Below are 13216 nucleotides of genomic sequence, written 5' to 3' on the forward strand. Positions count from 1 at the left end.
ATTTGCTTCATTGTTACACAAAAATGCATAACCATGAAGCAAGTTAGACAATCCTTATCCTTTCTTTGGGTATCTATTCTCATCCTCGGATTTTATTCATGTGCCGGAACTCCAAAAGATATTGTTCCCTCTGCTGAATATGCTCCATACGTAACTGCTTACACAGGCGGGGTCATCTCGCAAACCTCAAGTGTGCGTATTGAACTGACCCAAGAACAGTCAATGGTTGATCTGAACAACGAATTGAAAGAAAACCCTTTCAGTTTCTCCCCTTCGTTGAAAGGAAAAGCTTATTGGGTAAATAACAATACCATTGAATTTGTCCCTGAAGAAGGCCAGTTGAAACCGGGAAAGCTTTATGAAGCATCTTTTCAACTTGGCGACTTTGTCAAAGTAGATAGCAAGTTGAAAGAATTCAACTTTTCCTTCCGGGTACAAGAACGGAACTTTACGCTCTACACAGAACCCATAAATATTACGGCTTCACAACCTGATGTCGCTAATATCAAAGGTGAAATCCATTTTAGCGATGCAGTAGCCAAAGAGCAGGTCGAGCAGATGTTCACCGTTACTGCTGATAATGGGCAAAAGTACCCCGTCAAGATTACCGCTACAGATAATCCGGCTAAGTACCAGTTCGCCATAAACAGCATTTCGAAAGCTAAGCAAGACTTCACCCTTGAAATAAAGGTGCAAGGGAAAGCGGTAAACATCGAACGGGAACAGGTTGAGAAGATAACAATTCCGGCAAAAGACGCATTCCAATTCCTATCGGCCCGACGCATTGAGCAACCTGAAAATGGAATAGAAGTCGTATTCTCCGAGCCTTTAAGCGAGTCACAAGATTTAAAAGGATTGATCGAAATACCGGAAATCACAAATTACATATTCCAGATCAAAGACAACAAAGTCAATATCTATTTTGAAGCCGGACAGCTTAACAAAGCGACTTTGAATATTAATGAAGGAATTAAAAACCTAAAAGATAAGCGATTGGGAACCTCCCATTCCATTTCTTTCAGTGAAATGAACCTGAAGCCGCAAGTGGAAATGCCGGTAGAAGGCGCTATACTCCCCGACTCTAAGAACTTAATCATTCCTTTCCGTGCAGTCAACCTTTATGCGGTCGACCTGAGTGTCATTCGTATTTACGAGAATAACATTCTTGGGTTTATGCAAAGCAACTCACTCGCTTCGGCAAGCGAACTGCGTCGTTTTGGACGATTGATTTATAAGAAAACTCTGTGGTTAAGCAAAGACGCGTCGAAAGACGTTCATAAATGGGAAGACTATTCCATTGATTTGGCCGGACTAATTCAGCAAGAACCCGGAGCAATTTACCGCATCGTACTCTCTTTCAAACAAGAGTATTCCGCCTATCCTTGCGGAGGCGGTGAGCAAGAGAAGGCTATCAGCTTTGCCGACGATGGGCCTAGTCTGACAAAGGTATCGTCAGGCATAACGGATGAAGAGGAGGAAGCGTGGGATATACCAAACTCCTATTATTACTATACCGGCAACGAACCGATCAACTGGAACGACTACAATTGGCAAGAGCGTGACAACCCTTGTCATCCATCCTATTATATGCAATCTTCCGAGCAGCCTCTTGCAATGTGTTGGCTTCTAATCTGGGAATGATTGTAAAGCGTAACTCACTAAATAAGCTATGGATAGCAGTCAACAACATACTGACTACCGAGCCGGTGGGGAAAGCAAAAGTGACCGTCTACAACTATCAGTTGCAACCCATTGGAACTGCTGAGACAGATGGTGATGGATTCGCTTTGATAAGTTCCAAAGGAGTTCCTTTCATTGTAATGGCGGAATCCGACAAGCAAAAAGTTTATGTGAAAGTTGTCGATGGAGAAGAACAATCCACCAGCCGATTTGATGTAGGCGGTAAAGAAGTCCAAAAAGGATTGAAAGGCTTTATTTATGGTGAAAGAGGTGTATGGCGTCCGGGAGACACCTTACATATCGCATTCATCTTGCAAGATCAGGAAAAACGGATTCCTGATAAACACCCGGTAGCGTTGGAACTCTTTAACCCAAGAGGACAGTTCTATACCAAACTAATATCGACCAACGGCCTTCATGGTTTCTACACATTCAGTGTTCCTACCAAAGCGGAAGATCCAACCGGCTTTTGGAATGCGTATATTAAAATAGGTGGAACAGCCTTCCATAAATCGTTGCGTATTGAAACCATCAAGCCGAACCGTTTGAAGATTAACCTCAAACTTCCGGGAAGTATTATCAAAGCAGCCGATAGTGAAGTACACGCGAACCTCTCGTCAGCCTGGCTGACCGGGGCCACCGCATCCGGATTGAAAGTTAAATCCGAAATGACATTGTCGAGAGTAAACACACAATTCAAGAACTATAACCAATACTTATTCAATAATCCGGCGAGCGAATTCTCGACAGTCAAGACAGATGTATTCAGCGGCACTTTAGATGCAAGCGGTAACGCAAGCTTCCCGCTGAAACTTCCGAATGCCGAAAATGCTCCGGGTATGCTGAATGCCAGTATAACGACTCGCGTGTTCGAACCGGGAGGAGATGCAAGCATACATACGTTGTCTGTACCGTTCTCACCCTTCCAGTCGTATGTCGGTATTAATCTGAATCAGCCCAAAGGCAAATACATTGAAACAGATAAAGACCATGTGTTTGACCTTGTAACTGTAAATGCAGAAGGCAAACCAATAAGTCGCTCCAACCTGGAATACAAGATTTATCGCATCAGTTGGAGCTGGTGGTGGGAGAACAGTAGTGACTCCTTCGGCTCTTATATCAATAGTCCGTCCATAACTCCCGTATCAAGTGGAGTTGTATCGACCAAAGGAGGAAAAGGCTCATTTACATTCCGCGTAACTACCCGGAATGGGGACGTTATCTGGTATATGTGAAAGATCGGGAAAGCGGACATGCCACCGGAGGAGCCGTATTTATTGATTGGCCCGAATCACGTGGCCGCTCAAACAAAGCAGATCCGAGCGGAATCAAAATGCTTTCTTTCTCATTGGATAAAGACAGCTATGAAATTGGCGAAAACATAACAGCGACTATTCCGGCTGCGGCAGGAGGCCGTGCACTCGTTTCACTCGAAAATGGTACGTCTGTGCTCCGTAGGGAGTGGATTGAGGTAAACGATAAGGGAGATACCAAATACCAATTCAAGGCAACTTCTGAAATGGCTCCGAATGTCTACCTACATATCAGTTTATTGCAGCCACATGCCCAGACGGTTAACGATCTTCCGATCCGTATGTACGGGGTAATGCCTGTCTTTGTTACTGATAAGCAGACTGTGCTGCAACCACAAATCAAGATGCCGGATGTTCTCCGTCCTGAAACAGCTTTCAATGTGACGGTCAACGAGAAGAATGGTAAGCCTATGACCTATACGCTGGCCATTGTTGACGATGGTTTGCTGGATCTGACTAACTTCAAGACGCCTGATCCTTGGAATGATTTCTATGCACGCGAAGCACTAGGCATCCGAACTTGGGATATGTATGATAATGTATTGGGTGCATCAGCCGGCAGATACAGTTCGCTATTCAGTACCGGAGGTGATGAAACGTTGAAACCGGCAGATACCAAAGCCAATCGCTTCAAGCCGGTTGTGAAATACCTCGGCCCTTTCTATATAGGTAAAGGCAAGAGTCAAACCCATCAGATCACCCTACCGATGTACGTAGGTTCGGTGCGCGCCATGGTCGTAGCCGGACAAGACGGTGCTTACGGTAAAGCGGAGAAAAACGCCTTCGTACGTACCCCACTGATGTTACTTTCTACACTTCCACGCGTAATCAGTACCCAAGAAGAAATCTTGGTGCCGGTTAATGTTTTCGCGATGGAGAAGAATGTAAAGGCGGTAACAGTTACACTCAGTAGCAATGGCCCCACACAGATAGTCGGTAGCAGCCAACAGTCTCTTACATTTACGGAGACAGGAGATAAGATGGTGTTCTTCAAAATCAAGACAGGAAGCAAAACCGGTAAGGTAACCATTCACCTAGCCGCTTCCGGTGGAGGACAACAGACCAAAGAGACGATCGAAATAGATGTACGCAATCCGAATCCGGCAGTTACGCTTCGAGAAAGCCAATGGATCGAGTCCGGAAAAAGCAAAGAGCTGAGCTATACTATCGAAGGATCCGCACAAGAGAATCATGCGCAACTGGAAGCCTCGCGGATACCATCTGTGGATATAAGTCGCCGGTTCGACTTCTTATATGACTATCAACATAACTGTACGGAGCAGATTACCTCCAAAGGGCTCCCGCTATTATTTATCGGACAATTCAAAGCGGTAGATGATAAAGAATCCAAGCGGATCAAAGAAAACGTGCAAGAAGCTGTTAAGCAATTATATGCCGCCAACTTCCGAATGGAGGATTTGTTTACTGGCCGGGAAATGCTTCTGCGGATGAATGGGTGACCTCCTACGCAGGTATGTTCCTCAGTCTCGCGCAAGAAAAAGGATATGCGGTGAATAGCAATGTGTTGAACAAATGGAAGCGCTTCCAACGGGCTGCTGCTCAGAACTGGCGTGCGCCTCAAGAAGCAAACACTTGGTATTATTGGCAGTCTGACTTGCAACAATCATTCCGTCTCTTCACGCTTGCCTTAGCCGGTGCTCCCGAACAAGGTGCGATGAACCGAATGAAAGAAATGAGCAACCTGTCTCAACAAGCCCGTTGGCGATTGGCAGCCGCCTATGCGCTAACCGGAAAGACGAAACCCGCTAATGAGTTGATATTCCAAGTCCAGACAACCGTCAAACCCTACTCGTCTAACAATTGGGTGTATGGCTCTTACGATCGGGACGAAGCTATGATTCTGGAAACGTTGATCTTGATGAATAGAGAGAAAGACGCACTGACTCAAGCTAAGATCGTATCGGCAAACTTGACGAAAGAGAGTTGGTTCAGCACGCAATCGACGGCATTCTCGTTAATGGCAATGGGACGGTTGGCTGAAAAGCTATCCGGTACACTGGACTTTACTTGGAAACTCAACAACAAACAACAAGCGGCAGTTAAATCAGCGAAAGCGATTTTCACTACCGAGTTGCCTAACAAGCCGGGTCACGGAACAGTGAGCGTAAGCAATAAAGGTAAAGGTGTATTGCATGTCGATTTGGTAACCCGGACACGTTTGTTGAACGATACGTTGCCCGCCATCGCCAATAATCTACACCTGACCGTAAGGTATACCGATATGAACGGTTCGCTGATTCATGTGGAAGAGATCAGACAAGGTACCGACTTCCAAGCAGTAGTTACGGTTTCCAATATCAGTGGAACGACTGATTACAACAACCTGGCTCTGACTCATATCATTCCGTCGGGTTGGGAAATCTACAACGAGCGAATGGTTAGTACAGCACAAACTGCCACTTCCTCAGATAAGTATGATTATCGGGATATCCGGGATGACCGCATACTGACCTATTTCAATCTACGTCAGGGAGAATCGAAAACATTCATCGCAAGGTTACAAGCTAGCTATGCGGGTAACTTTGTATTGCCCGCCATCCAATGCGAGGCCATGTACGATTCCAATGCACAAGCACGTACTAAAGCCGGTAAGTGTCAGGTTATCCGATAAGAACGAATGAAAATACGTAGAAGCATATCACGCAAGCAGAAAGTTATACTGGGGTGTAGTATCATTTTGCTTACGTGGTATGCTTTCTGCTTACCCCGCCAGTTATTCCATTTCCCCTATTCGACCGTCGTGACCGACCGGAACGAGGAACTTTTGGGAGCACGCATTGCTTCTGATGGGCAATGGCGTTTTCCTCCCAGACAAACGACACCCGATAAAATAAAACAATGCCTCATCGAGTTCGAAGACCGCCACTTCTACCGCCATTGGGGAGTCAATCCGCTGGCAATAGGAAGGGCCTTTTATCAGAATCTGAAAGAAAAGCGTATTGTCAGTGGTGGAAGTACGCTTACCATGCAAACCATCCGACTTGCACGAAACGAGCCACGTACTTTCGGGGAGAAGATAATCGAAATGATCTGGGCTACCCGGTTGGAATTTCGCTATTCGAAAGAGAAGATACTCTCTCTATACATCTCACACGCCCCCTTCGGAGGAAATGTGGTAGGGTTGGATGCGGCGGCCTGGCGTTATTTCGGTCATTCGGCCGAGGATTTGTCGTGGGCTGAGTCGGCAACTCTTGCCGTATTGCCGAATGCTCCCGCCATGATCCATTTATCCAAAGGCAGAAAAGCCTTACTCGCCAAACGGAATCGCCTGTTGAAACAACTTCTTGCAAAGGGAAAGTTGCCTCTTTCCGATTATGAGTTGGCGATCAGCGAACCTCTTCCCGACGAACCACACCCACTTCCACAAGTGGCACCCTACTTGGTCAGTCGCTTTTATCAGGAAAAGAACGGTGAATACAATGTGTCGACCATTGACAAAAGTACTCAGAAGCAGATCGAAGAATTAGCCGAACGTTGGAGCAACGAGTTTAACCGGAGTGACATTCGGAATATGGCTATTTTGGTTATTGACATACGCACCAATCAGGTTGTCGCCTATTGTGGAAATGTACACTTCACACGCCAAAAGCAGGGGAATCAAGTAGATGTGATTCAGGCACCAAGAAGTACGGGTAGCATCCTGAAACCTTTTCTCTACTATACGATGCTTCAGGAAGGATCGTTGTTGCCGCATACCCTGCTGCCCGACATTCCGATAAACATCAACGGGTTTGCCCCGCAAAATTTCAATTTGCACTTTGAAGGAGCAGTTCCTGCTTCGGAAGCATTGGCACGTTCACTGAATATTCCCTCAGTCACCATGTTGCAACAATACGGAGTTCCGAAGTTCCACCACTTCCTGCAACAGATAGGTTTGAAAACCATCACCCGTTCGCCATCGCATTACGGTTTGTCACTCATCCTCGGTGGAGCGGAAGCCACACTCTGGGATGTTACAAACGCTTATGCCAATATGGGACGCAGTTTATTAAAGCAACCGCAAACGTCCGCCAGGTTACTTCTCAACACGCCCGAGACAATTCTGCCGGGAACTTTTGAGCCGGGTGCCGTATGGCAGGTATTCGATGCGATCAAAGAGGTAAACCGTCCCGAAGAAATTGATTGGAAAGCGATCCCCTCCATGCAACCCATAGCGTGGAAGACCGGAACAAGTTATGGCTTCCGCGATGCCTGGGCGGTTGGCGTCACTCCCCGCTATGCGGTCGGAGTATGGGTGGGCAACGCAACGGGCGAAGGCAAACCCGAGTTAATCGGTGCTCGTACAGCCGGTCCGGTTCTGTTCGATGTGTTTAATATCCTTCCATCTGCACATTGGTTCGAACGTCCCACAGGGATATTCGTTGAAGCTGAAGTCTGCCGGGAGTCGGGACATTTGAAAAGCCGCTTCTGTGCTGATACCGATACACTCCTTATTCTACCGGCCGGACTGAAAACGGAAGCCTGTCCGTATCATCACCTCGTAACGTTATCAGCCGACGAGACACATCGGGTTTATGAGAATTGCGCCAATGCAGAACCTACAATCCGTAAATCCTGGTTTAGTCTGCCTCCCGTATGGGAATGGTACTACAAGCAACACCATCCCGAGTACAAACCGCTTCCTCCTTTCAAGGCCGGATGTGGAGAAGCCTCGCTCCTCCCGATGCAGTTTATTTACCCGTCGCCCAATGCTCGTATCAAGTTGCCCAAACAGCTTGATGGCAGTAGAGGATTCCTGACTGTGGAGCTTGCGCATAGCAATCCAAACACAATTATCTTCTGGCATTTGGACAACACCTATCTTACACAGACACAAGACTTTCACAAGCTTTCGCTACAACCTGCGCCGGGCAAACATTCGCTGACTGCCGTTGACAGTGAAGGCAATACGGTTTCCACCACATTCTTTATCGAGTAAGCGATGATTTCGTTATCTTTGTAGCATGAAAAAGTCGCTTAAAGAAAACGGAGGACTACCCGCATCTATACTTTGGACATTGGCTATCGTAGCCGGTGTATCGGTAGCCAACCTCTACTATAATCAGCCACTACTGAATATGATACGCCACGAACTCGGTGTATCTGAGTTTAAAACGAACCTGATTGCGATGGTAACGCAAATCGGTTATGCGCTCGGGCTGTTATTCATCATCCACTGGGCGACTTATACCAGCGCAAGAAGATTATTCTGGTAAACTTCACCATCCTGATTCTCTCGTTGCTGACCATCGGATTATCGCATGACATTCATCTGATCCTAGGGGCTTCGCTCCTCACCGGTATCTGTTCCGTAATTCCACAGATTTTTATTCCGATAGCCTCTCAGTTCTCTAAGCCTGAGAACAAAGGGCGCAATGTAGGCATTGTCGTTTCCGGTTTGCTGACAGGTATTCTCGCTTCGCGAGTAGTCAGTGGTTTTGTCGGCGAGTGGTTCGGCTGGCGTGAGATGTACTTCATCGCCGCAGGACTCATGTTCATCTGCGCCATCGTAGTACTCAGCATCCTACCCAACATACAACCTAACTTTAAAGGGAAGTACAGTGATCTGATGAAATCACTCTTCTCACTGCTCAAAGAATATCCGCAACTACGTATTTACTCCATTCGTTCCGGATTGGCCTTCGGCTCCTTTCTGGCGATGTGGTCTTGTTTGGCATTCAAAATGGGAGAAGCTCCCTTCTTCGCCAGCAGTGATGTCATCGGTTTACTCGGACTTTGCGGTGTGGCCGGTGCCTTATCGGCTTCGCTCGTAGGAAAATATGTAAAACAAGTCGGCGTGCGTCCCTTCAATTTTATAGGATGCGCATTGCTCCTCTTCGCCTGGTTGCTACTCTATATGGGAGAAAACCTGTATGCGGGCATTATAGCAGGTATCATAATCATCGATGTTGGCATGCAATGTATTCAGCTAAGCAACCAAACCAGTATATTCGAACTTTGTCCGAAGGCGTCGAACCGTATCAATACGATCTTCATGACTACTTATTTCATCGGAGGATCGTTGGGTACTTTTCTGGCGGGAACCTTTTGGCAATTGCATGGGTGGCACGGTGTTGTGGGAGTCGGTGCTATCCTAACCAGTTTATCGTTGTTGATTACCATTCTCAGCAAAAAGTAAAGCAGATTAAAACAAACTGTCGGCAAAACCGTTTAATATAAAACCCGAAAGCAAATGAAATATGGAGTCAGCAAGCAATTCTTACTCATCACAGCAGGACTTGTCTGGATAATAGCCGGAGTCAATGTGTTACGAATAGGAATTATTACTTGGATGAATTGTACCGAAAACTGGTTATTGGAAGTTGGAGAAGCGACTGTTGTATTCCTTTTATTCTATCTATTGATCTTCCGTAAGCTCTATATCAAGCATACCCGCCGAATCGAAGAAAAGGAATCGGAGAAACACGCCCCTCTTTCCTTTTTCGATACCAAAGGCTGGTTGATCATGCATTCATGATTGCCTTAGGGGTTACCATCCGGCGTTTCCAACTACTTCCCGAAAGTTTTATTTCGGTGTTTTATACGGGATTGTCCACTGCTCTCATACTGACAGGCATACTGTTTCTTCGTTATTGGTGGCTGAGACGTAATTGATCGGATGGAGCAAGCCGACTTTTTAAATGATTAAATATATGGAACTAACAGAACAAGATAGAAAAGATTTCCTCCGCTTCCAACGCAATGAGATAACCGAGAGCCTGGTATACGAGCGTTTGGCCTCTATTGAAAAAGATGAATCGAACCGGAAAACCCTCCGACTGATTGCTGCAGAGGAACGTTCACACTACCATATACTCAAGAAATATACCGGCCAAGACGTAGCTCCCAGCCGGAAACGTTTAGTGCGTTTTTATCTGCTTGCCCGTATATTAGGCATCACATTTGCCATTAAGCTGATGGAGTCCGGCGAAGAAAATGCGCACAATAATTATGATAAGTATACTTACCTGCCCGATCTGCAAGAATTAGCTCAGGAGGAAAAAGTACATGAAGGCAAACTGATCGCACTCATCAATGAAGAGCGGCTGGATTATATGGGTTCTGTCGTCTTGGGTTTAAATGACGCACTTGTAGAATTCACCGGTGCATTGGCAGGATTCACCTTGGCCTTAAGCGATAGCAAACTGATTGCGCTCACCGGTAGCATTACCGGTATTGCAGCCGCCTTATCCATGGCTTCTTCCGAATATCTGTCGACTAAATCGGAAGGTGGAGAAGGCAAGAAGCCGGCAAAAGCAGCCATTTACACCGGCATCGCTTACCTGATTACGGTCGTTGCACTTGTAACTCCCTTCATTTTAATCAGCAATGTAATAGCCGCACTGGGTGTTATGTTGTTCATGGCGTTGACTATCATTGCTTTATTCAACTACTATTATGCTGTTGCCCGGGGAGAAAGCTTCCGCAAGCGGTTCACCGAGATGGCAGTACTCAGCTTTAGTGTCGCAGCGATCAGCTTCCTGATAGGATATGCGCTCAAAACGTTTACAGGAATCGACGCTTAACTAAAAAACATCTCCCGTACTCAAAGAGCGAGGCCCTGCGAGTACTTCCAAGTTCCCCCCCCGAACAGATTCGCTTCGGGGGAATTCGAGCTGCGACCGTTAATAAGGCTTCAAAGCTAAACAAAGTGGTACATCTTTTGTTACTTCGATAAAAGAGAAACAGAATATAAACCTAAACAATAAAAAGAGATGAAAACACTTATTCTATTCGTAACAATGGCATTAGTGGGTGCGGGCCATACAGCATCCTATGCCCAAAAAGGGAATACGGTTTCTAACACCGTAGATAAAAAAGTACAAAAAGAAGCTAAAAAAGCCAAGATGCGTGCCGAAGAGGAAGCGATTAACCAAGCTTCCTACGAGCTGGCCTTGGATGCCCTGAAAAACAAACAATTCGTTTTGGAAGCCGACAAAGTGACCTTCCGCAACGGTATGAGCACATTTGTGACATCGAACACCAATTTTGTTTTGATGGATAAGAACAGGAGTACGGTTCAGGTGGCTTTCGACACAGCCTATCCCGGTCCGAACGGTATCGGTGGCGTTACGGTGGACGGGAACGCATCCAACCTGAAAATGACGGTCGACAAGAAAGGGAATGTCAACTATTCGTTCAATGCACAAGGAATAGGCATCTCCGCACAAATCTTTATAACGATGACCAGTGGTAGTAATAAAGCCAGCGTTACGGTCAATCCGAACTTCAGCAACCGCAATCTGACACTCAACGGAGAGATCGTTCCCTTGGAGCAATCGAACCTTTTCAAAGGCCGCTCCTGGTAAGAAGAAATGAAGAAACTCGGGTAACTCCGCTACAAATTACATAAAAAGCGTACATTTGTAGCGGAGTTTTTCTATTTTTGCAAACATTATGAGAGAATACATCATCGCAGACAACCAAGATATTAGCAGAGCCGGACTTATGTTTCTGCTCAGCAGAATAAAGGAAATAGATGTTCTTCGGGAAGCAGATAACAAAACAGAACTGATTCGCGAGATACGCCTACACCCCCAGGCTGTGGTGATTCTGGACTATACACTCTTCGACTTTGCCGGTGCCGACGAACTGATCGTGCTCCAGCAACGGTTCAAAGAAGTGAACTGGATTCTATTTTCCGACGAACTGAGTATGAGCTTCTTACGACAGATTCTATTCAGCAGCATGGCCTTTAGTGTCGTCATGAAGGACAACTCCAAAGAAGAAATCCTGAGTGCCATTCAATGTGCTTCGCGCAAAGAACGATTCATCTGCAATCATGTCAGTAACCTCTTGCTTTCAGGGGCAGGTTCTCCCGGAAGCGTCAGCAATACCGTCAACGATCATCTGCTGACACAAACAGAAAAAAACATTCTCAAAGAAATCGCTTTAGGCAAAACTACCAAAGAGATCGCTTCGGAAAAGAACCTGAGTTTCCACACCATCAACAGCCACCGCAAGAACATATTCCGGAAACTGGGTGTAAACAACGTACACGAAGCGACCAAATATGCCATGCGGGCAGGAATTGTCGATTTGGCAGAATACTATATCTAAATCGTAATTTCTCCGCTACCGATACACAGTTCGGACGCTTCATCATAGATCACCCCGAACTGTCCGGGAGCAATGCCTTGCAGTTTCTCCGAAGACAAGATACGGTATCCGTTATCTTCCCTGATCAGTTTCCCTTTGGCAAACTCCGGCGTATGCCGAATCTTAAAGGTTATGTCTACTTCGCTGGTACGATCTCCCCACGGATTCTCCGTAATGAAATGGAAATCTTCGAAACGGAACTCGTTGCCGTATTGGGTTTCCACGCCATAGCCATGCGAAACATAGATAATATTGGCTTCCACATCTTTCTTGATCACAAACCAAGGCCCGCCACTCAGTCCCAAGCCTTTCCGTTGTCCAATGGTGTGAAACCAATATCCGTGATGCGTTCCTACTTTCTTTCCCGTCTCCAGTTCGATGATCGGGCCTTCTTTCTCACCCAAAAAGCGACGAACGAAGTCGTTGTAGTTAATCTTTCCCAGGAAACAGATTCCCTGACTATCTTTCCGCCGTGCACTGGGCAGTGCGGCCGAAACAGCAAGCTGGCGAACCTCCTGTTTCATCAGATGTCCGATGGGGAACATCAGCTTAGACACCTGCAAAGCATCTATCTGCGCGAGAAAATCGGTTTGGTCTTTCAACGGGTCTTTAGCCGTAGCCAGCCACGTCTTCCCGTCTCGGATTTGTGTGGTGGCATAATGCCCGGTTGCGGTAAAGTCGAAATCCTTTCCGACCTTCTGTTCAAAGCAGCCGAATTTAATCAGCTTGTTACACATCACATCGGGATTCGGAGTCAGCCCCTTGCGGATCTTATCAATCGCATAAGCCGCCACGTTGTCCCAATACTCGCGATGCAAGTCAATGATTTCCAACGGCAGGCCATACTTGCGAGCCGTAGCCGTTGCCAGTTCGATATCTTCTTCCGCCGAGCAATCCATATAGTCGGCGCCGTCCATACCAATCTTGATGTAGAAAAGAGAGGGCTTATACCCTTGCTCACAAAGGAGGTGTACGACCACTGAACTGTCGACACCTCCCGATAACAATGCAGCTATCTTCTTATTATCTTCCATTAAATTCCTTTTTACAAGTTCGCCTTCCCCTGCCAAAGCCTGCCTGCACGTTGCTCTGCCGACAGCCATCATCCGATGGAAGGACGAAAC

At 46.4% G+C, this 13216-nt stretch carries 5 protein-coding genes and 3 pseudogenes; 7 read left to right on the forward strand and 1 reads right to left on the reverse strand.

The genetic code is table 11. The features are described from left to right. Positions 1-33 precede the first annotated feature (33 nt). The 7 genes and pseudogenes from JCM10512_RS05280 to JCM10512_RS05310 all read left to right on the forward strand — a co-directional run bounded on the left by JCM10512_RS05280 (position 34) and on the right by JCM10512_RS05310 (position 12053). A pseudogene (locus tag JCM10512_RS05280) lies at positions 34-5625 on the forward strand (alpha-2-macroglobulin family protein). Positions 5626-5631: 6 nt separating this feature from the next. Next, positions 5632-7932: a penicillin-binding protein 1C gene (gene pbpC, locus JCM10512_RS05285; protein WP_044161143.1), complete on the forward strand. Its 2301-nt coding sequence runs from the start codon at positions 5632-5634 to the stop codon at positions 7930-7932. Positions 7933-7957: 25 nt separating this feature from the next. Next, positions 7958-9132: pseudogene (locus tag JCM10512_RS05290) on the forward strand (MFS transporter). A 54-nt stretch (positions 9133-9186) separates the two neighbouring features. Then, positions 9187-9608 (forward strand): annotated as a pseudogene (locus JCM10512_RS05295) (hypothetical protein). Positions 9609-9646: 38 nt separating this feature from the next. Next, on the forward strand, positions 9647-10519 hold the full coding sequence (locus JCM10512_RS05300) for a VIT1/CCC1 transporter family protein (RefSeq protein ID WP_044161238.1): 873 nt from the start codon (positions 9647-9649) through the stop codon (positions 10517-10519). Positions 10520-10708: 189 nt separating this feature from the next. Continuing rightward, a complete protein-coding gene (locus tag JCM10512_RS05305; protein WP_044161145.1) occupies positions 10709-11302 on the forward strand; it encodes a DUF4251 domain-containing protein in 594 nt (197 codons plus the stop codon). An 88-nt stretch (positions 11303-11390) separates the two neighbouring features. Beyond that, the gene (locus JCM10512_RS05310; RefSeq protein WP_044161147.1) at positions 11391-12053 is read left to right on the forward strand and encodes a response regulator transcription factor; all 663 of its coding nucleotides are present in this window, start codon (positions 11391-11393) and stop codon (positions 12051-12053) included. On the opposite strand, the gene mnmA is transcribed toward JCM10512_RS05310, so the two are convergent. Continuing rightward, positions 12050-13198, reverse strand: coding sequence for a tRNA 2-thiouridine(34) synthase MnmA (gene mnmA, locus JCM10512_RS05315; protein ID WP_369346461.1), 1149 nt, complete (start codon positions 13196-13198; stop codon positions 12050-12052). The genes JCM10512_RS05310 and mnmA overlap by 4 nt on opposite strands. Positions 13199-13216 lie beyond the last annotated feature (18 nt).

The sequence above is a fragment of the Bacteroides reticulotermitis JCM 10512 genome, assembly GCF_000517545.1.
GTDB lineage: Bacteria > Bacteroidota > Bacteroidia > Bacteroidales > Bacteroidaceae > Bacteroides > Bacteroides reticulotermitis.